The 22,469-nt window shown below is 32.3% G+C and carries 15 protein-coding genes; 14 read left to right on the top strand and 1 reads right to left on the bottom strand.

What is annotated here, in order from left to right; all coding sequences use genetic code 11:
• The first annotated feature begins 105 nt into the window (after positions 1-105).
• Genes JBL43_RS01140 through JBL43_RS01120 form a run of 5 tightly spaced genes read left to right on the top strand, consistent with a single transcriptional unit; the run spans position 106 to position 4,647 of the window.
• Positions 106-537: a hypothetical protein gene (locus JBL43_RS01140; RefSeq protein WP_198839654.1), complete on the top strand. Its 432-nt coding sequence runs from the start codon at positions 106-108 to the stop codon at positions 535-537.
• A gap of 47 nt (positions 538-584) precedes the next feature.
• Positions 585-1,310 (top strand): CsgE family curli-type amyloid fiber assembly protein, encoded by a 726-nt coding sequence (locus JBL43_RS01135; RefSeq protein ID WP_198839653.1) that lies wholly within the window; start codon positions 585-587, stop codon positions 1,308-1,310.
• A gap of 11 nt (positions 1,311-1,321) precedes the next feature.
• Positions 1,322-1,723 carry a curli production assembly/transport component CsgF gene (locus tag JBL43_RS01130; RefSeq protein ID WP_198839652.1) on the top strand — a complete coding sequence of 134 codons (402 nt, stop codon included), beginning with the start codon at positions 1,322-1,324 and terminating at the stop codon, positions 1,721-1,723.
• 6 nt (positions 1,724-1,729) lie between these two features.
• Positions 1,730-3,115 carry a CsgG/HfaB family protein gene (locus JBL43_RS01125; RefSeq protein ID WP_198839651.1) on the top strand — a complete coding sequence of 462 codons (1,386 nt, stop codon included), beginning with the start codon at positions 1,730-1,732 and terminating at the stop codon, positions 3,113-3,115.
• Positions 3,116-3,141: 26 nt separating this feature from the next.
• Positions 3,142-4,647, top strand: coding sequence for a carboxypeptidase regulatory-like domain-containing protein (locus JBL43_RS01120; protein WP_198839650.1), 1,506 nt, complete (start codon positions 3,142-3,144; stop codon positions 4,645-4,647).
• Positions 4,648-4,742: 95 nt separating this feature from the next.
• Here the strand turns inward: JBL43_RS01120 and JBL43_RS01115 are convergent, their stop codons facing one another.
• A complete protein-coding gene (locus tag JBL43_RS01115; protein WP_198839649.1) occupies positions 4,743-6,788 on the bottom strand; it encodes an FIDD domain-containing protein in 2,046 nt (681 codons plus the stop codon).
• 415 nt (positions 6,789-7,203) lie between these two features.
• Between JBL43_RS01115 and JBL43_RS01110 the strand changes: the two genes are divergently transcribed.
• The 9 genes from JBL43_RS01110 to murA all read left to right on the top strand — a co-directional run bounded on the left by JBL43_RS01110 (position 7,204) and on the right by murA (position 22,392).
• Positions 7,204-9,567, top strand: coding sequence for a PSD1 and planctomycete cytochrome C domain-containing protein (locus tag JBL43_RS01110; protein ID WP_233098651.1), 2,364 nt, complete (start codon positions 7,204-7,206; stop codon positions 9,565-9,567).
• Positions 9,568-9,571: 4 nt separating this feature from the next.
• Positions 9,572-11,029, top strand: coding sequence for a DUF1501 domain-containing protein (locus JBL43_RS01105; protein ID WP_198839648.1), 1,458 nt, complete (start codon positions 9,572-9,574; stop codon positions 11,027-11,029).
• Positions 11,030-11,115: 86 nt separating this feature from the next.
• Complete coding sequence (locus tag JBL43_RS01100) at positions 11,116-12,108, top strand: NHL repeat-containing protein (RefSeq protein WP_233098650.1); 993 nt, start codon at positions 11,116-11,118, stop codon at positions 12,106-12,108.
• The gene (locus JBL43_RS01095) at positions 12,105-12,899 is read left to right on the top strand and encodes a chitobiase/beta-hexosaminidase C-terminal domain-containing protein (RefSeq protein WP_198839646.1); all 795 of its coding nucleotides are present in this window, start codon (positions 12,105-12,107) and stop codon (positions 12,897-12,899) included. The genes JBL43_RS01100 and JBL43_RS01095 overlap by 4 nt, the downstream gene beginning before the upstream one ends.
• Positions 12,899-15,025: a c-type cytochrome domain-containing protein gene (locus JBL43_RS01090; protein WP_198839645.1), complete on the top strand. Its 2,127-nt coding sequence runs from the start codon at positions 12,899-12,901 to the stop codon at positions 15,023-15,025. Before JBL43_RS01095 ends, JBL43_RS01090 begins: the two co-directional genes overlap by 1 nt.
• Before the next feature lie 110 nt (positions 15,026-15,135).
• Positions 15,136-17,475, top strand: a complete 2,340-nt coding sequence (locus JBL43_RS01085) for a GH92 family glycosyl hydrolase (protein ID WP_198839644.1) — start codon at positions 15,136-15,138, stop codon at positions 17,473-17,475.
• 422 nt (positions 17,476-17,897) lie between these two features.
• On the top strand, positions 17,898-20,249 hold the full coding sequence (locus tag JBL43_RS01080; RefSeq protein WP_198839643.1) for an ATP-dependent helicase: 2,352 nt from the start codon (positions 17,898-17,900) through the stop codon (positions 20,247-20,249).
• 92 nt (positions 20,250-20,341) lie between these two features.
• Positions 20,342-20,992 carry a DUF4290 domain-containing protein gene (locus JBL43_RS01075; RefSeq protein ID WP_198839642.1) on the top strand — a complete coding sequence of 217 codons (651 nt, stop codon included), beginning with the start codon at positions 20,342-20,344 and terminating at the stop codon, positions 20,990-20,992.
• An 89-nt stretch (positions 20,993-21,081) separates the two neighbouring features.
• On the top strand, positions 21,082-22,392 hold the full coding sequence (gene murA, locus JBL43_RS01070) for a UDP-N-acetylglucosamine 1-carboxyvinyltransferase (RefSeq protein WP_198839641.1): 1,311 nt from the start codon (positions 21,082-21,084) through the stop codon (positions 22,390-22,392).
• Positions 22,393-22,469 lie beyond the last annotated feature (77 nt).

Genomic DNA, 22,469 nt, shown 5'->3' with positions numbered 1-22,469 from the left:
TTTAATTAAAACAGTAACTGTTTGACCCGTAATTATTTAGTTAAATTGGTATTAATTATTATTGTTATATTTGAGATACAACTAATTACCTTAAAAATCAATATTATGAATGTAAAATACATAACCTTGCTAATTTGCTTAGGTTCTTTTAGTTTCTGTAATGCACAACAATTACAAGACGAAAATTCTACCTTGATAAATGCTTATTTTAATCAGAATCAAAGCGAAACTAAACCTATAAAACAAAATGAGAAAAAAAGCACCATGTTTTCAAAAACAACCTTGTTTCAGAATGGAGATTATAATTATATTAATATTAAAACTTCAGTTAAAGATAATCTTGAAGTAACTCAAAATGGTGATCAAAATTTTTATGAATTTATGAGTTTTTATGGTTCAAAAGACAGTAATATGCAAATATTTCAAACGGGTAATAATAATGGTATTTATATTTATGGCGAAAATAGTTTATCCAAAAATATTATTATCAACCAAAAAACCGATAATCAACATATTTTTATAACTAATTATAATTAATCGAATCAATTATTTACTTTTTAATTTGAAAAAATAAAATATAATAAATGAATTTTAGACGCTTGTTTTTTACAGGATTTTGTTTGTTTTTTTGTACCATATTTATGGCACAAGAAAACGATATTGCGGTAAAAGCAGTCTTAAAAGTAGAAAATTCAGAAGGGTTGATTAATATTGATGGGTATGCGGAAAATGCAGATAATATCTATCAATCTGATCTTGAATATTTATTATTATCTCTTAAATATGGTGAAAATGGTAATCTTTCTAAAAACTCTCAAGCGGGAATATTTTCACTTTCACCAAATGAAAGTCAAAAATTATCAACTCTAAAAATTAATATTCAACCAAATGAAGAAATTAAATTGTTTTTGTACATACGAAAAGAAAAACTTTTAATTTCTAAAGACACACTCGTTATATCAAATAAAAGAAAAACTGAATTCAATCAAGCAGAAGCTGAAAATTTTGAAATAATGGGATTAGTGGTAGATGACGTTATAACGAAATTAGGCAAAGATTTTTACGATTATTTTTATCAAAAATACAGTTCAAGTAGTCTAAAATACCCGTTTATCATTAATGTAAATGAAAAACCTATGATTGGTATTAATAGTGAAATTACAATAACTATTGATGATACAGATGTTTATAAAACAACAACAAACCCTAATCAAGAATATTTAGAAATTATGGCACAACAGGCAATTTTTGCCATAAATACGTATGCTCGGAAACGCTTATTATTAGCCAAGAGAAAAATTAGATTTTAAACCCAACCAAAATGAAAAAATTAACCCCTTTTTTACTGTTTTTTATACCTGGTATAATGGCGGCACAACAATTAGTCTATAGTCCAACAAACCCTTCCTTTTTAGGAGGTAATCCTTTTAATGCTTCTTGGCTATTGAGTTCAGCTGAATCTCAAAATAAATTTAAAGAAGATGATGGTAGTGGAGAGCAAGCTACAGAATTGGAACAGTTTACTGCGAGTTTAAATCGTCAATTGTTGAGTTCATTAACCAATGATTTGTTTAATAATACTTTTGGTGATGAGTCATTTAAAGAGGGTACCTTTACTTTTGGTAGTTTAGTTGTTGATCTTGTTCCAACGTCTACAGGTTTGTCTATTGGTATTTTAGATACAACGACAGGAGAGCAGTCCGATATATTCATTCCAAATTAATATTTAATGCTGAAAAAACTTAAAATAGGAACGCTTTGGGCGATGATAATGCTATTGGTTGGTTGCGGAGCTTATATGAATCAACCCCTAACTACACAGCCTGCCCGTATAGGAGAAACTAGTTTTAAAAGTGAACTAAATGATATAAGCCCCATAAAACCAATAGAAGTTGGGGTTTATAAATTCAGAGATCAAACAGGGCAGTATAAGTTAGTTGAAGGTGGTGTTAGTTATAGTACAGCGGTTACTCAAGGGGCGACCTCAATTCTAATAAAAGCCTTAGATGATTCTAAATGGTTTGCTCCAATTGAAAGAGAAAATGTGAGTAATCTGTTAAATGAAAGACAGATTATACGATCAACAAGACAAGAATATAATCGAAAAAATAATCTACCAGTTGATGAAACAGGCAGCTTACCTCCATTACTTTTTGCGGGGATATTATTAGAAGGTGGTATTATTTCTTACGATTCTAATATGATTACTGGTGGTGCTGGAGCTCGATATTTTGGTGCTGGTGCTTCTACACAATACAGACAAGACATCATTTCTATATATTTAAGAGCAGTTTCAACATCAAATGGTAAAATATTAAAAACAGTTTATATTTCAAAAACTATTCTTTCTCAAGCAATTGATGTTAGTTTATTTAGATATGTAAATGTGAAAAGACTTTTAGAAATTGAAACTGGAGTAACACAGAATGAACCTGCTCAAATGGCTGTTAAAGAAGCTATTGAAAAAGCAGTGGAAAATCTTATTGTTGAGGGAATTATAGATGGCTTGTGGCAACCTAAAGGTGGGCAAAAAGTAATCGACAAAGTAAAGGCAGAATATGAAAGTGAATCTGCAATAGCTGAATCTACAAAGTTATTGGACAGAAATTTTAGAGATAGTAGAGGGAAAACAGGTTTTGATTTCATGGCAGGAACCTCTTTAATGGATGGCGATTATGCCGACCCACAAATGGGATTGCAAACCACATTTGGGTTTAAGAGTTTTCTTTTTGGACCTAATTTTAGTTTTGGAGTTAATGGAGGTATCTTTAAATTGAGAAATAAAAATATTTTTAATAAAACATTTACGGCTTTGGATGCTAATTTAGAGTATGTTGTTTTGCCTTATGATCGTTTAAGTCCTTTCGTTTATGCTGGTGGTGGAATAATACTAAATAAAGATTTTGAAGCTCCAAAAGTGCAATATGGTGTGGGGTTCGAATATTTGCTCACAAAAAAAATTGGGCTTAAAGTGTATGGGGAAAATAGCGTGCTTTTTGACGATGATCTTGATGGATTAGTGGCAGGTAAAAGAGATGATTTTTTTTGGAGATTTGGACTTGGAGTCACTGTTTATTTAGGGCAAACTTATAATAAAGCAAAAACCAAATATTAGAAATAAAGGATTAAAAAACGGACTAAATGAAAAGTTTATACAAAATAACAATTATTTTTATAGTGACTGGGTTACTGGTTACCGCCTGTTCTGAAGATCAGGTGAATCCTATTGGAGAAGGTACCATTACAGGTAAGGTAGTTAAAGCAAAAAGTTTTGAACCAATAGCGAATGTAAAAGTTTCGTTAAGCCCTACTAATAATACGGTATTTACAGATTCTACAGGAAATTTCCTGTTAATTGATGTGCCCTCAGGAGATTATTCTGCACAAGCCGAAAAGGATGGTTTTTTAGCGAAAATAGAAGCAGCAACGGTTACAACTGACAATACCATTAATTTGGTTTTTGAAATGGAGGATGCTGATGCCTTAAACAAGCCTCCAACAGCTCCAATTATTGATAGTCCTTTAGATAATGCTGTCGGTTTACCTATTGAAGTACCGTTAATATGGTTTTCATCTGAAGACCCTGATGAAGATGACGAATTGGTTTATGATATTACGGTAAAAAATGATTTTGATGATAGTGTAATTTTTATAGAAAGTATTATAGACACCACATATACGTTAACGGATTTAAAATATGGTGCAAAGTATTTTTGGCAAATTACTGTTTCAGATGGTGTTAATGATGATGTTTTAACACCCGTAAGTAAATTCCAAATTAATCAATTTCCTGAAAATAGATTGTTTTATGTTAGACAAGACTCTATAAATCAAAACAATATTATTTATTCAAATAATCAAGACGGTACTTCAGCAATAGCACTAACCACAAACGATCAAAATAGTTGGAGACCAAGAACCAGCCAAGCTGCGGGATTAATTAGTTTTTTAAGAACAGTGAATTCTGAATCTCATTTATTTACAATGCAACCAGATGGTTCAAACATTAAAAAAGTAACTTCTGCGGTTTCAATTGCAGGTTATAATCAAAATGAAATAGATTTTGCTTGGTCTGCTAATGGAGATCGTTTTTTATACCCTCATTTTGATAAATTATACGTAATCAATAAGGATGGTAGCGGTTTACAACAAGTTTATCAAACCACTGATGAAAGTTTTATAACAGAAGTCGATTGGAGTTCTGATGAGAGTTTTATAGCCTTAAAAACAAATAATGTAATTGGTTACGGCGTAAAAATAATTACTATTGATATGAGCGGTTTCGTTTTGAAAACGATTGTTAGTGGAGTTACTGGTGCAGCTGGAGGGTTAAATATATCTGTAGATGGTCAAAATTTATTATATACACGTGATATTTCAGGTTATGAGAATGTATCGGGTAGACAATTAGATTCACATATTTTTATATATAATCTGACTACAGATACCGTTTCCGATTTATCTTTAGACAATAAAGAAGCTGGAACTAATGATTTAGATGTGCGGTTTTCTCCGAATGAAGCTTCGGTAATTTTTGTAAATACTTCGAACGACGGTATTTCTCAAAAAGATATCTATACTCAAACCATCTTAGATGGTGAAAGGTCATTATTATTTGAAAAAAGTGTAATGCCTGACTGGGAATAACCAGTTGATATCATTAAACAAAATACTATAGAATTTGAACGAGAGAATAAATTAAAAAAATGAAACTAAATAATTAGACCTTTATTTGTTAAAATTTATTCTCTCTTTAAATAAAAATTTCCTTTTCTTTCTAGTTTTTTACCTTCTTTATCAATAAGGTTAAGTGCAAAACTATATACCCCTTCTGGCATTGCTTTATCTTTATTATCAGTACCATCCCATCCGATATCAAATGGATTAATAGTTGTTACTAATTGTCCTGATGAATTAAAAATAGAAAGAATCGTAACACTATATGGGGCTATATCATCTAGACCTTCAGTAATATTCCAAAAATCATTAATTCCATCATTATTAGGTGTGAAGCTTTGTGGATATTCAAATACGAAAATTTTAATACTAGATGTGCCGCAATTATGCTTTTCTCTAATAAAAATAGTATGTACGCCAGATGTGACGTTTTTAAACAAGGGTTTAGGTTGATAAGATCCTTTTAAAGAATCTAGTGCGTATTCGTAATCACCTAATCCTAAGTTTTTGTCATTTAAGATTATTGTATTATTATCTGAATAACCATCTTTAATTGAAATGTCATCCATATAAGGTACGGCAGTATTTACTTCCCTAACAATGATTGTTCGTGGTATAGATCTACAACCGTAAGTAGAAATACCTACTACTTTATATTCACCCCCATCTTTAACTTCTAAAGTCCTTGTATTTCCGATAAAAACGCCATCTTTAGTCCATTCATAACGATAATTATCATCGGCTTCAAATGTTTCTAATTTAGTTGATCCTTCTTCCCAACATAAAATAGCAGTTGGTTTTACTTTAAATTCAGGTGTTGCCATAACCGTTAAAACTAAATGAGCCCCTATTCCATAACATGCTCCATTATCCTTATTTTCAACCCTAACATACAATGTTTCTTTAAATGGAGTTTTATTAAAATAATTGGTTTCATTTAAAATTTTATTGTTTTCTAATAAAGCGTCATTATAACTCCTGAAAAAAGAAACTTCTAAATTTTGTTCTTTTGGGAATTGTGCCATAAAATCGGTTCCTGCCATAGTTAAATCAAAAGCAGTTATTCCGTCATTTACCATGTCTCCATCGCAACCAACTAATTCTCGTTGATAACCCTCTGGAAAAGCAGTTGTAGAAACATTTAAAACTAAATCCGCAATAAAATAACAATGAGCTTTATTTTCTATTCTTGCATAAACGGTAATTGCTTTATCATTACTGAAATTATCAGGATTAATAATTGCATTCCTTTGAGTTATGGCATCGGCTTCTGATATATAGTAGCTAATATCAACATCATCGACATATCCTAAGGTCATATATTCTGTAGCTTCTTTTAAATTAAAGAATGTTAAACCGTCAGGTTTCCCATCTTCATCGCAATTTATTAATGCTGTTTTTTTCTGAGCTGTAGGTAGGTTAAAAACCGTTGCGGTAATTGGGATTCGTTTTCCATCTAAGCACCCTTCAGAACCGGCAACTACATAATAAGTGGTAGTAGTAGTTAGCATAGGTGTTATAAAATTTTCACCTTTAAAAATTGGTATTCCTAATGAAGGGGAATCATACCAATAAACATCTCCAGTGGCTTTTGCTGATAATTTTAAACTACCTGAACCACATCTTTCATTTGCAATCACTTCAGATATCGTCGGAACAAATATATATGTATTTACCGTGTTCTTACTGTTGTTATTTATAAAAACTGAAAAGGTTCGGTCACCTGAAACCGAAGCACTGTTGTTAATGTAAGCGACATCCTTAACTGCTGATATCCATTCGGTTATTGTCAATATTTTATCTTTACTACTGGTTAGTATTAACTTGCCTTCGGCCACATTCCAATTTGTAGAAATTGACAAATGCAATAAAGCATTAGTCAATTTTAACATGTCATGTGCTTTTTGATAGCCGCTTGTAATTTTTACATTTACTGTATTTATTACACTTTTTTTATTATCTATGGTATATACAGGTACAATTTTAATTTCTGATAATGGACAGTATGCTTGCCTATTCAATTCCGCATTGTTTATTTGAGCATTTTGTGCTGACCCCAAAAAAGAGATTAAGAATAAAAAAAGGAAATAGTAGTTTGACTTCTTAAACATTAAAATGTGCAATTTTTATGCTAAAAGTAAGCAAATATCCTAATAAATCCTTAAAAAATAATATAATCAATTGATATGTTGTAATTTAAAATTAAGAATAAAAGGGAATTGTGTTTTTTTAATTGTAGTTCAATTTTGAAATTTAAATGAATTAATAAAACTTGATATTGACTAAATTATGGTTAAGATTTGTTAAACCTGTCCTGTATTTTATATATGCACAGTTAATGATAATCTAAATAACATATTCAATAACGCTTTTTATTGTTATTGAGAGAAAGGTAAGGTAGACAAGATTTTTCGAACTGCATTTTAATCAAATTTTCATATCTTTAAATGTGAAAATCAATACATTCGTCGAAAAAAATGTGATATATTCAAAATTATAACTAAACTGCTGTCAAATTCTAAAGCTATGTCTAAAAAGAACAAGAGTAAATCTGCCAAATGGTTACTTTATTTTATGGTACCATTTTTACTTGTATTACTTTTTAAATACATTTCAAAAGATAAGAATGAAGGATATAACAAGTTGAGTAGTACTTCAGAAAACAACTACGATACAGCTGAGATGAAGGTACCAGATAACGTAGATTATATTTTTGATGTAAAACCTATTTTATCTGATCGTTGTTATTTGTGTCATGGTCCAGACGAAGGCACACGAGAAGCGGGACTTAGGTTGGACATAAAAGAAAACGCATATGCAGCAATTGGTAAGGAATTAGATAGACATGCCATTATTCCCGGTGACACCATTAATAGTCAAATGGTGTATCGTATCAATAATCCAGATGTTGAAAAAAGAATGCCTCCATTAACCTCAAATCTATCTCTAACAGATTACGAACGTAAAGTATTGACCAAATGGATTCAACAAGGTGCGGTTTGGAAAGATCATTGGGCCTTTGTTCCTCCTGTGAAAAGCGATCTACCTGCGGTTAGTCATTCAGAATTGGTAGCTAATGAAATAGATAATTTCATTTTAAAAACACTAGAGCAGAAAGGATTGAAACCTTCTGAAAAGGCGAGTAAAGAAAAACTAATAAGACGAGTGTCATTTGATTTGACTGGTTTACCACCAAGTATTGATGCGTTGGATAGTTTTTTAAATGATGATAGTGCTGATGCTTATGAAAAAGTAGTTGACAAATTGTTGGCTTCAACGGCTTATGGAGAACGTATGTCTGCCAATTGGTTAGATATTGCTAGATATGCAGATACTCATGGGTATCAAGATGATTTAGAGCGTGTGATGTGGCCTTGGAGAGATTGGGTAATTAGTGCTTTTAATAGAAATTTACCTTATAATGATTTTATTGAATGGCAGTTGGCTGGTGATTTATTACCTGATGCTAGTTTGGAACAGATTTTAGCAACAGGTTTTAATAGAAATCATAAAATAACCCAAGAAGGTGGTGTAATTGATGAGGAATATCGTGTTGAATATGTCTTGGATAGAGCGAATACAACGTCAAAAGCCTTATTGGGATTAACAATGGAATGTGCTCAATGCCATGATCACAAATATGATCCAATATCACAACGAGAGTATTATAGCTTTTATGGTTTTTTTAATCATGTTGATGAAAAGGGATTGATAGGTTATGATGAAATTCCTGAACCTAATATTACCATTACTCAAAAAGAAATAGAAGAAGCCCTTAGTTTTGTTAATATGCCCGACAGTATTAAGGAAGCTAAGCCTATGGTTATGCGAGATAATAAAGCACAACGAAAAACTTATATTTTAAATCGTGGTGCATATGACGCTCCAACGGATGAAGTGCAATTGGCAGCTCCTGAAATGGTGGCTCCTTTTGAAGGGAAATATGAAAGAAATAGATTAGGATTAGCAAAATGGCTCTTTAATGAAGAAAATAGTCTTACAGCTCGAGTTGCCGTTAATAGAATGTGGCAGCAAATATTTGGTGTAGGAATAGTTTCGAGTAGTGCTGATTTTGGAAATCAGGGAGCATTACCATCGCATCCTGAATTGCTAGATTGGCTAGCCATTACTTTTCGAGAAGAGGGGTGGGATATGAAAAAAATGATGAAGCGAATGGTGCTATCTAATACCTATCAACAAACGTCTAAAACCAACGAAAAGTTACTAGAATTAGATCCTAATAACAAATATTTAGCACGAAATTCTAGAGATAAACTAACGGCAGAAATGATTAGAGATAACGCATTATCCGTGAGTGGTTTGTTAGTTGAAAAAGTAGGAGGTCCGAGTGTGAAACCCTATCAACCACCTGGTATTTGGGAAGAAACAACTTCAGGTCAAGGATTAACAAAATACTTTATGGATAGCGGTGGTAATCAATATAGAAGAAGTTTATACACATTTTGGAAACGGACAGTGCCACCACCAGCTATGATGACTTTTGATGCTGCTGGACGTGATTTATGTACTGTAGAACGTCAGAAAACAAGTACACCTTTACAGGCTTTAGTAATGTTAAACGATCCTGTTTTAATAGAAGCAGCTCAAGTTATGGCCTTAAATACGTTAAAAGAGGGAGGGGCAAAGACAGATGAGGAACGAATAGTACATATTTTTAGAAAATTAACTTCAAGAACTCCAGACACAGAAGAAAAAGAAAAATTATTGACATTTTTGAAAAATGCAGAGCAAGAGTATAACGAAAAAGAGGCACAAAAAATAAATGAGCTAATCGAAGTAAATCAATCAATTAAAGCGGAAAAATTATATGGATTATCTGTATTAACAAGTTTGGTTTTTAACCTTGATGAAGCTATTGTAAAAGCATAACGATATGGAAGAACTTTCGAAACATTTTTTAAATAATAACAGGAGACATTTTCTTAAAAAATTAGGATTAGGAATTGGCGGATTAGCTGCAGCTTCTTTATTAGATCCTTTTTCCTCAATTGTTGAGGCAGAAGGTTCTCCTTTAGCAGGAATGAATTTACCTCATTTTGCTCCCAAAGCAAAACGTGTAATTTATTTGTTTCAGAGTGGAGGTCCATCGCAGTTAGATTTGTTTGATCCAAAACCTTTATTAAATAAAATGAGAGGGCAAGAATTACCAGATTCCGTCAGAAAAGGACAACGACTTACAGGAATGACATCAGGTCAAGCCAATTTCCCTTTAGTAGGTGGTAATTTTAAATTCAAACAATATGGAGAATCAAGAGCTTGGGTAAGTGAATTGATGCCTTATACCTCAAAAATTGTTGATGAATTGTGTTTTGTAAAGTCAATGCATACGGAGGCGATAAATCACGATCCTGCAATTACATTTTTTCAAACGGGTTCTCAACAACCAGGAAGACCAAGTATGGGCTCATGGTTTAGTTACGGTTTAGGTAGTTTAAATAATAATTTACCCACATTTACAGTCTTATTATCGAGAGGAACAGGGAGACCTTTTTCACAACCATTATATTCTAGACTTTGGGGTAATGGCTTTTTAAGTTCATTACATCAAGGTGTTCAGTTTAGATCAGGAAAGGACCCTGTATTGTATTTAAAAGATCCAGAAGGGATGTCGCGTCAAGAGCGTAGAAAGATGTTAGACCATATTAGTGAACTCAATCACAAACAAGAAGAAGAATTTGGTGATCCTGAAATAAATAGTAGAATTGCACAATATGAAATGGCATACAGAATGCAGACTTCTGTTCCTGGAACCATGAATATTGACGATGAACCAGAACATATTATTCAAATGTATGGTGCTAATGCAACTGTACCGGGTACATATGCCGCAAACTGCTTATTGGCAAGACGATTGATAGAACGTGATGTTCGTTTTGTGCAATTGTATCATATGGGATGGGATCAACATGAAAATTTACCAACGCAAATTGCAGGGCAATCTAAAGATGTAGATCAAGCAACGGCGGCTTTGATAATGGATTTAAAACAACGTGGTTTATTAGAAGATACGTTGGTAGTTTGGGGAGGCGAATTTGGTCGTACAAATTATAGTCAAGGAACATTAACAGATACAAATTACGGTAGAGATCATCATCCCAAATGTTTTACCATGTTTATGGCAGGTGGCGGTGTAAAACCAGGATTTACCTATGGAGAAACGGACGATTTTGGCTATAATATTGTAAAAGATCCAATGCATGTACATGACTTACAAGCAACAATGATGCATTTAATGGGCGTTGACCATACAAAATTTACTCATAAACATCAAGGTAGAAGATATAGATTGACTGATGTTTCGGGGCATGTAGTGCATGATGTTTTGGCTTAATATAAATATAACAACTAAACTTTATGCTCCACAACTCAAGTCGAAGAAAATTTTTAAAGCAATCCTCTTGTCTATCCTTAGGTATTATGGCATATCCAACGTTTGCGAGTGCTTTTAATGCTGATAAGTATGATGATTTAATTATTGGACACAATTCACATCAATATAAAGTGAATATGAAATGGGGAAATTTAGACCCATTGAAAACGCCAGTACAAGATTGTCATGAAATGGTGCAAGATTCTAAAGAAAGAATTGTTTTATTGACCAATCACACTAAAAACAATGTAATTATTTATGACAAATCAGGAAAGTTATTAGAAACTTGGGGTACGGATTATCCTGGAGCTCATGGCTTAACATTGGTAAAAGAAAATGGAGAAGATTTCTTATTAATTACAGATTATGAGCGTCATCAAATAATAAAAACAACGATAGATGGAAAGGTGATTTTTGAATTGGATTATCCTGCTGATACCGGTAACTATAAAAATAAAGAAGAATATAAGCCTACAGAAACGACAGTATTAGAAAATGGAGATTTTTATGTGGCAGATGGCTATGGAAATCAATACATCACACATTACAACCATAAAGGAGATATTGTAAATGCTTTTGGAGGAAAAGGAACTGAAGATGGACAATTTTTGAACGCTCATGGAATTTGTTTGGATAATAGAGATGCTAAAAATCCCAGTTTGTTAATTTCGGCTCGAGAAATGAACATTTTAAAACGCTTTAGTTTAGAAGGTAAATTCATCGAATCTATAAATGTTCCCGGAGCATTAATTTGTAGACCTGTAATTCATAAAAAGGAAATTTATTTTGCAGTATTAAAATCAAAAGAATCTCCAAATGCAGATTCGGGATTTTTGTTGATCATGAACGAAAAAAACGAAGTGGTTTCCTGTCCCGGAGCAACTGCACCTTCCTATAAAAATAATGAATTAAACGAGTTGTATCAGACGATCAGGTTGTTTCAGTACCCACACGATGTTTGTATAGACGAAGATGAAAATGTTTATGTTGCACAATGGAATTCGGGACAAACCTATCCTATAAAATTAACACGTGTATGATGCAGAGAATAATTGTTGTGTTGTTTTTAAGTATGCTAATCTTTAGTTGTAAAGATAAAGAAGCTAAAGGATCGTTTTTACAGAGAGAAGATATACAGCTAGTACAGCCTAGAATTATCGCTTCAAATACAGTAATTGATTCTTTTGTTACCATAAAAACCGATAGAAATATTGATGGAGCCGAGGTTTTTTACTCTAGTGATGGTTCTGACCCTACAAAGAAATCATATAAATTCAGCAAAGAACTAAGAATTAGTGCACCATGTGAACTTAAATTTAGAGCTTTTCATAATACGTATAAAGCTAGTGAAGTCGCTGTCGTTAAATTATATAAGAAAGGGTATTCCGCTAGTGCTATTAAATGGCATACAGATTCTAATGAAAAATATAAAGGAATAGGTGATATAACTTTAATTAATGGACAAAAAGCAACGCTAGAATATAGTAATTCACAATGGGTTGGTTTTGACACCATCGCAAAAGCAACTGTTGATTTTGATAAAAATATCGAGTTGAAGAGTATTGATATTGGATATTTAAGTGATCCAGCTTCGTGGATTTTTCCACCCTCTGAAATTGAGGTAATTGTAAATAATAAAGAAAAATTTAGTTTTCAACTTGAACCATTGGCTGAGGTTACAGACAGAGCCATGATGGATTTTACCATACCTATAAATCAAATGGTAAACACCATAAGCATTACTGTAAAAAATGTACAACAAATTCCCGTTTGGCACGATGGTAATGGAAATAAAGCGTGGTTATTTATGGACGAATGGATTTTTAACTGATGAATATAAAAAATACACATAAACAGTATCTCATATTAATTTGCTTATTGCTAAGTGGATTGGTAGTTAATGCTCAGAATAATGAAGATGCTCCAAGGATTTTACTATTTTTTGGTAGATTTCATCCCGTTGCATTGCATTTACCTATAGGAGCTTTATTACTTACGTTTTTAATTGATATTGTGGGTCGTGTAAAAAAGAACTATCCAAATCAAATTATATCGTATGCTTTAGGTTTTTCAGCAGTTTCTGCAATTTTGGCGTGTATTTTGGGCTATTTTTTATCACTTGAAGGTGGTTATGGTAAAAAGGTTTTAGACATTCATTTTTATACAGGAATCTTAACTGCTATTTTAGCAACGGTACTTTTTTATTTAAGTTTAAAGCACGGTAATGGAGCTAAAAAAATGGTGTTACCAGTATTTATAATAACACTAATTAGTTTAACCATAGCAGGTCATTATGGTAGTGTATTAACTCATGGTGACAATTTTTTAACTGAATACGCTGGCCCAGCTAAAAAAGAACGAACCATTGAGGTGGTGGATAGTTTACAAGTATTTAATGATGTTGTTTTTAAGATCTTAGATGATAAATGTATTCAATGTCATAATCCTACAAAAACAAAGGGAGAGCTATCCTTAATTTCTAAAGATGTTATTTTAAAAGGGGGAGAAAATGGTATTGCTATCGAAGCAAATAATGCACATGGCAGTTTGTTATATAAGCAATTATTGTTACCAATTTCTGATGATGAGCATATGCCACCAGAAGGTAAGTCGCAATTGACAAAAGATGAGATTTGGTTACTAAAACATTGGATAGATAGTGGATTGAAATTTGAGGGTAATTATGAAAACATTGCTCAAAATGACACACTAAATAAGTTGCTTAAAAAGTATTTGGTTTTTAATAAAATAGTAATTCCCAAAGCAACCAGGTCAGCTATTTCTGAGGTAACCGAGGCAGGCTTCATGGTCTTAGAATTGGTCCCAGGAGAGCCAGAGCTAAGCGTAAAAGCACTACGTAAAGACATTACAAAATCTCAAGTGAGTAGTTTGTCTGCATTGAGTGAGCAAATCGTAGAACTTGATTTTAGCAATTCAAATATTACAGATAATATGACTGGCGTTTTTAAAAAAATGCAGCATTTAAAAATGCTCAGATTAGACAATACAAAAGTGACGAATGAGGTTGTAAGAAATATAAAAAGTATTAAAAGTTTAGAAGTCCTAAACCTTTTTAATACAGCGGTTACAAATAATGGATTGAAAGAATTATTGAAAGAAATTCAGCCTAATCATATTTATGTTTGGCAAACAGGGGTTACTAAAGAAATGGCAATGACACTTGAAAAAGAACATGAAGTGAGTATTCATAGTGGATTAATAGAAGGTTTTGTCGAAATGAGTCAGTTAGAAGAGCCAACAATTATTCCAGAAAAAACCTTATTTATTGATACAATAACCCTTTCCATTGAGAGTAAATTTAAGGATGTTACGGTTAGATATACGCTCAACGGTGAAGATCCAGATTCAACATCAGCAATTTTTAATGAACAAATTATTATTAATAAGTCGAAAACGCTAAAGACGAGAGCATTTAAAAAAGGATGGCTAACAAGCAACGTGTTGCAAAAAGATTATTTTAAAGTTAATGATCGTATCACACATTATACCATAAAAGATAAGCCTGAAAAGCGGTATCCTGATGCGGGTAAATTGTTCGATTTAAAAGAAGGAGGTTTATCTTTTAAAGATGGAAATTGGACTGGGTATTTAGGTTATGATGTCAATACTACTCTTGATTTAGGAGCAGTAAAAAAAGTGGATAATATTTCTGTGAATTGCTTAGAAGATATTGGAAGTTGGATATTGTTTCCTACACAGTTAAAAGTATTAGTTTCTAATACTAAAAACGGGGTTTTTAAACCTGCTGGTGAGTTAAAGATTATTAGAACAGATAAAGAAAGAATCACTAAAAGAAAAAAATTCACCGTAAAGATTCCAAAAACAGAAGCTCGATTTTTTAAAGTAATAGTTGAAAATCCGAAAGTATTACCAAAATGGCATGAGGGTGCAGGAAATGACTCCTGGATTTTTGTCGATGAAATTTTTGTGTGGTAAATTTGAGCTTAATTAATTTGATTAAGAGCCAAAGAAGTCTATACTTTTTTAAAATATGACTTTGGTTTAAGTAGTAAGTGCAAGTAATAAGATAAAATTATATATCAAATATGAAAATTAAAATTATAGCAGTATCCTTATTTATGACCATTATTTCTTGTAAAAAGGAAACGGATAATGGTAGCATAGAAACGAAAACAAAACAAATTGTAGATTTAGTTGATTATGTAAATCCTCTAATGGGTACTGATTCTGATTTTAGTTTATCTAATGGTAATACGTACCCAGCTATAGCGACACCTTGGGCAATGAATTTTTGGACACCAATGACCTCTAAAATGGGTGATGGGTGGACCTACAAATACGATGAAAATAAAATTAGAGGGATAAAGCAGACGCATCAACCTAGTCCGTGGATTAATGATTATGCGGCATTTTCTTTTATGGCAACTACAGGCGATTTAAAATTTCAAGAAGATGAACGTGCGTCTTGGTTTTCGCATAAGGCAGAAACTGTTAAACCATATCATTACAAAGTGTATTTGGCAGATTATGATGTAACCGCTGAAGTTTCTCCAACCGAAAGAGCAGCTCATTTTAAATTTACATTTCCAGAATCTGAAAAGTCATACATAATGTTAGATGCTTTTTTTAAAGGATCTATGGTTAAAATATTACCTAAAGAACGCAAAATTATTGGGTATTGTCGAAATAATAGTGGTGGTGTTCCTGAAAATTTTCACAATTATTTTGTAGCAGAATTTGATAAAGATTTCGAAATCAATCATACATGGACTGATGATTGGAAATTGTTGGAGAATGTTACAGAAAGTGAAGGGAAGCACGTGGGTGCAATTATTGGATTTAAAACGAAAAAAGGGGAGACTGTCAATGTAAAAGTGGCATCTTCTTTTATAAGTCCAGAGCAAGCTCAAATAACGTTAGATAGGGAAATAGGAAAGGATAGTTTTGAGCAGACTAAAGAAAAAGCAAAACAGGCTTGGAATACAGAACTAAATAGAATTCAAATTGAAGATCAAAATATTGATAACATTAGGACTTTTTACTCAAGTCTATATCGCGTATTGCTTTTCCCTAGAAAATTTTATGAATTTAATGCAGCTAATGAAGTAGTACATTACAGTCCATACAATGGAGAAGTACTGCCCGGTTATATGTTTACTGATAATGGTTTTTGGGATACCTTTAGAGCGGTATTTCCTTTCTTTAATATGATGTATCCTGATTTAAATAGTAAAATAGTTCAAGGTCTAGAAAATACGTATAAAGAATCAGGATGGTTGCCAGAGTGGGCTAGTCCTGGTCATCGTGATTGTATGATTGGTTCAAATTCTGCACCGATTATTGCGGATGCCTTTTTAAAAGGTGCTAAAGATTTAGATACGGATCTACTTATGGAGGCTTTGATAAAAAATGCAACGGTTAGTGAAGGGCGACCTGTAAATTCTGTGGGTAGGGCAGGCGTAGATTATTATAATGATTTAGGGTATGTTCCATATGACGTGGGAATTAATGAAAATGCTGCCAGAACGTTAGAATATGCTTATGCAGATTTTACCATTGCAAAAATGGCTGAAAAGTTAGGTAAAACTGAAATTGCAGATACATATTATAAAAAATCAATGAATTATAAAAACCTTTTTGATCCAGAAACTTCTTGGATGCGAGGTAAAAATAAAGATGGTAAATTTCAAACCCCCTTTAATCCACTAAAATGGGGAGATGCATTTACAGAAGGGAATAGTGTACACTATACATGGTCTGTTTTTCATGATGTGGATGGATTGATCGAATTGATGGGAGGTAAAGATAAGTTCGATGAAAAATTAGACGAGGTCTTTAATATGCCTCCAGTTTTTGATGCCTCTTATTATGGATTTACAATCCATGAAATTAGAGAAATGCAAATTGTAAATATGGGGAATTATGCACATGGAAATCAACCAATACAACATATGATTTATCTCTATAATTACGCTAACAAATCTTATAAAGCACAAGAGAAAATAAGGAAAGTATTAACAACATTGTATTCAGCAACACCTGATGGGTATTGTGGAGACGAAGATAATGGTCAGACTTCTGCTTGGTATGTTTTTAGTGCTTTAGGATTTTACCCAGTAACTCCTGGAGCCGATGAATATGTGGTTGGTAGCCCTTTATTTGATAAAGCTACATTGCATCTGGAAAATGGAAATACGTTCATTGTTGAAGCAGAAAATAATGGTAAGGATAATTTTTACATTCAAAAAGCGAGTCTTAACGGAGCTGATTACCAAAACAGTTTTTTAAAATTTGATGATTTGCAAAAAGGAGGTGAACTCAAATTTAGTATGGGTAATACACCCAATAAGGAGTGGGCAAGTAACCCAGAAAACACGCCTTACTCGCTGAGTACGGCCCAAAAAAGTAGAAAGATTAAACATTAAGTAAATCATGAAATTAAACTTTTTAACATAATTATTGAATATATGTGGCGTATGTTTTTCAGAAGCGATATTTAAAGTTTAAAGCGGATTATTTGAAAGGCATCGATTAGTGTTAGAAAAATTAGATAAAGGGTTTAAAGTAATTATTCCAGAGGAACTGAGAAATAACCCCAAAAGTAATTATGCATGGGCATTTAAGATAGACAAGATAATTAGATAGCATTTTTTTTTAATATGTTTATTATGTTTTAAAAAGTGTAACCATTTGGTATGTAGATATTTAGTATATCTTGTGGTTACGCTTTTTTTTGTTAAATTTTTAAATAATTGTTTTACATAAATCATTATTCATAATTTTAACTCCATATAATTGTTATAAAGCAATTACAATTGTATTTTTGAGGCACTCAAAAATACACTTTGTGACGAACTACCTAGAAGAATTAAATGAAGCTCAGCGAGCTGCTGTTGTGCAAAAAGATGGTGCTATGATTATTATAGCGGGTGCCGGCTCTGGAAAAACCCGTGTTTTGACATACAGAATTGCTCATCTTATGAAGCAAGGAGTGGACTCTTTCAGCATTTTGGCATTAACCTTTACAAATAAGGCGGCCCGTGAAATGAAGAACAGAATTGCCAAAATGGTAGGTGATAGTGAGGCTAAAAATTTATGGATGGGTACTTTTCACTCTGTTTTTGCTCGAATTTTACGATCAGAAGCAGATAAATTAGGCTTTCCTAGAAATTTTACTATTTACGATACACAAGATTCTGTTAGGTTGATTTCTGCGATTATAAAAGAAATGCAGTTAGACAAGGATAGATATAAGTCAAAACAAGTGTTGAGCCGTATTTCTTCTTTTAAAAACAGTCTTATTACAGTAAAGGCGTATTACGCAAATTCTGAATTACAAGAGACAGATAAAATGGCAAATCGACCTAAAATAGGTGAGATTTATCAGCAGTATGTAGATCGTTGTTTTAAAGCAGGTGCGATGGATTTTGACGATTTATTGTTGAGAACCAATGAGCTTTTAACACGTTTTCCTGATGTCTTGGCGAAGTATCAAGATCGGTTTAGGTATATAATGGTTGATGAGTATCAAGATACCAATCACTCTCAATATTTAATTGTGAGAGCCTTAGCAGATCGGTTTCAAAATATTTGTGTAGTTGGAGATGATTCTCAGAGTATTTATGCTTTTAGGGGAGCAAATATTCAAAATATTTTAAATTTTCAAAGGGATTACGAAGAGGTTAAGATTTTTAAATTAGAGCAAAATTATAGATCTACGAGTAATATAGTAGAAGCTGCTAATAGTGTTATTGATAAAAATAAAACCAAATTAGATAAAGAAATTTGGACAGATAATGATAAGGGGGAAAAAGTAAAAATAATGCGTACGCTCTCAGAAGGGGAAGAAGGTCGTTTTGTGGCGAATTCAATTTTTGATAATAAGATGAATCATCAACTCAAAAATGAAGACTTTGCTATTTTGTATAGAACCAATTCTCAATCAAGAGCTATTGAAGATGCCTTGCGTAAAAAAGATATAACCTATAGAATTTTTGGTGGATTATCCTTTTATCAACGTAAAGAAATAAAAGACATATTGTCTTATTTACGCTTAATTGTAAATCCTAATGATGAAGAAGCCTTAAAACGTGTAATTAATTATCCGGCAAGGGGAGTAGGGCAAACTACTATTGAAAGATTAAGTGTTGCTGCTAATCATTATAAAAAATCTATTTTTGAAATTCTTGAAAATATAGATAAAGTAGATGTGAAAATTAATGCAAGTACAAAATTAAAACTACATAATTTTGTAACGATGGTGAAGACTTTTCAGATAGAAGCAGAAACAAAGAATGCGTTTGAAGTAGCTGATTTTGTTGTTAAACAAACCAAAATAATTAAGGAGTTAGAAAAAGATGAAGCTCCAGAAGCTGTAAGTAAAGTTGAAAACGTTCAAGAATTATTAAACGGAATTAAAGATTTTATTGACGAGCAAAACGAGGAAAAAGAAGACGGAGAAGAAAGAAAAACGGATACTTCACTTGCTTACTTTCTTGAAGATGTGGCCTTAGCTACTGATTTAGATAATGAAAAAAACAAGGATGTTGATAGTGTTTCTTTAATGACCGTGCACATGGCAAAGGGATTAGAGTTTCAATATGTATATATTGTTGGTTTGGAAGAAAACTTGTTTCCTTCAGCGATGAGTATGAACACGCGAAGTGAGCTAGAAGAAGAACGTCGTTTGTTTTATGTAGCTCTTACGAGAGCTGAAAAACAAGCCTATTTATCATATGCACATTCAAGATACCGTTGGGGTAAACTAGTAGATTGTGAACCAAGCCGATTCTTAGAAGAAATAGACGATAAGTATATCGATTTTATGACGCCAAAGGTTTCTCCAAATATTAATAAATTTATTAATGAAGATATTTTTGGTGATGTTCCTCAAGATAAAGTTCGCTTTAAAAAACCTGTAAAAAGAGAGGTAGTTAAACCTAAAGGTAAACAAAAATCAATTCCAGAAACGATACATATAAGTACACCAAAAAACCTAAAAAAGGTAAGTAATATTAATCAAAATCTATTTGATAGCAATATTACCGTTGGTAATGTAGTTGAACACACCAAGTTCGGTAAGGGTGAAGTTGTTAACTTAGAAGGTGTTGGTTCTAATAAGAAAGCTGAAATAAACTTTGATTCAGTTGGAAGTAAAAAATTACTGTTACAATTTGCCAAACTTAAAATTTTAGGTTAAAACACTATGCTTTAAACAAATAATTGTTTCTTTGTGCATACTATAAAAATACTTTTAAAAAATATCCGTTAGGGTACTACATATACATTACTATGATTGACTACGATTTAGAATACAATTCAGCGAGAGAACATTTGATAATACCTGAATATGGTAGACATGTACAGAAGCTTGTAAACCACTGTATTAAGCTAGAAACAAAAGAAAAACGTAACGAAATGGCGAATGCCATTATTGATGTAATGGGTAATTTGCAACCGCATTTAAGAGATGTACCAGATTTTAAACATAAATTATGGGATCAGCTTTTTATCATGTCTGATTTTAATTTGGATGCAGATTCTCCTTATACAACTCCGTCACAAGCTGAATTAACAGCAAAACCAGATAAGTTAGATTATCCGAAAGCAGCATCAAAGTATAAGTTTTATGGTCATAATATTCAGACTATGATAGATACTGCATTGACATGGGAAGAAGGAGAACTTAAAGAAGCACTTATTTTTACGATTGCTAACCACATGAAAAAATGCTTTCTTAATTGGAATAAAGATACTGTTGATGATGATGTTATATTTAAACATTTAGCAGAACTTTCTCATGGAAAGATAAATTTGAGTACTTCAGATGAAACGTTATCTGAAATTAAAAATTTATTAAGGAAAAAGCCTACAAATAAATCTACAAATAAACCTACGAATAAGCATAAAAATAATTCAAATAAGAATCGTAGAAAAAGATAAGGATAGGTAAAGGTTTATACCAACCTATTAATTTATCATCTTAGTAAATCAAATAGAATAACCACAACTAAAAAACCTAACAATCAATAATGGGGACTTTTAAAATAGAAGGCGGTCATAAACTAAAAGGTTCAATTACACCTCAAGGAGCAAAAAATGAAGCCTTACAAATTTTGTGTGCAGTATTATTAACACCAGAAAAAGTTGTAATTTCAAATATTCCAGATATTGTAGATGTAAACAAGCTGATAAATCTATTAGAGAATTTTGGTGTAAAAATTCAAAAAAATGGTCAAGGATCCTATACTTTTCAGGCAGATGACGTTAATTTAGAATATTTAGAGTCAGAAAGGTTTAAGGTAGATGGTAGTGGTTTACGTGGATCAATTATGATTGTGGGGCCTTTGTTAGCACGTTTTGGAAAAGGGTATATTCCTAAACCGGGAGGAGATAAAATAGGAAGAAGACGTTTAGATACGCATTTTGAGGGCTTTATGAAGTTAGGTGCTAAGTTCCGCTTTAATAAAGAAGATCATTTTTATGGTGTAGAGGCTAAAACTCTGAAAGGAGCATATATGTTACTAGATGAAGCTTCTGTTACAGGTACAGCAAATATTGTCATGGCAGCTGTATTGGCCGAAGGAAAAACGACGATCTATAATGCCGCTTGTGAACCGTATTTACAGCAATTATGTAAAATGTTGAATAGAATGGGAGCCAAAATTACGGGTGTAGGTTCTAATATGTTACATATAGAAGGGGTTAAAGAATTAGGTGGTACATCACACAGAATGTTACCTGATATGATTGAAATTGGAAGTTGGATTGGCCTGGCAGCAATGACAAAAAGTGAATTAACTATTAAAGGTGTCAGTTGGGATGATTTAGGAGTTATACCAAGCGTTTTTAGAAAATTAGGAATAACAGTAGAACGTCAAGGTGATGATATTCATATACCAGAACATAAGAATGGGTATAATGTACAGAGTTTTATAGATGGTTCTATACTTACCATATCTGATGCTCCTTGGCCTGGATTTACGCCAGATTTATTGAGTATTATTTTGGTTGTAGCAACACAAGCAAATGGAAGTTTATTAATTCATCAAAAAATGTTCGAAAGTCGTTTGTTTTTCGTTGATAAATTGATAGATATGGGAGCTAAAATTATTTTATGTGACCCACATAGAGCCACTGTAATTGGTCATGATTTTAAATCTGACTTACAGGCTACAACGATGACTTCACCTGATATTAGAGCAGGAGTGTCCTTACTTATTGCAGCACTCTCTGCTAAAGGAACTTCAACAATTCATAATATAGAACAGATCGATAGAGGTTACGAACGTATAGATGAACGTTTGCAAGCTATCGGAGCTAAAATTATAAGAGTAGATTAATTTTAAAAATCCCAAAAAATTATAAATCCAATTTTATTTCGGTAAAATTGGATTTTTTTGTTTAAAAGTGAAGTGCT

The organism is Aureibaculum flavum, assembly GCF_016406085.1.
Classification (GTDB): Bacteria; Bacteroidota; Bacteroidia; order Flavobacteriales; family Flavobacteriaceae; genus Aureibaculum; species Aureibaculum flavum.
Note: the sequence above shows the minus strand (reverse complement) of the source record. Positions and strands in the feature narration are given on the sequence as shown.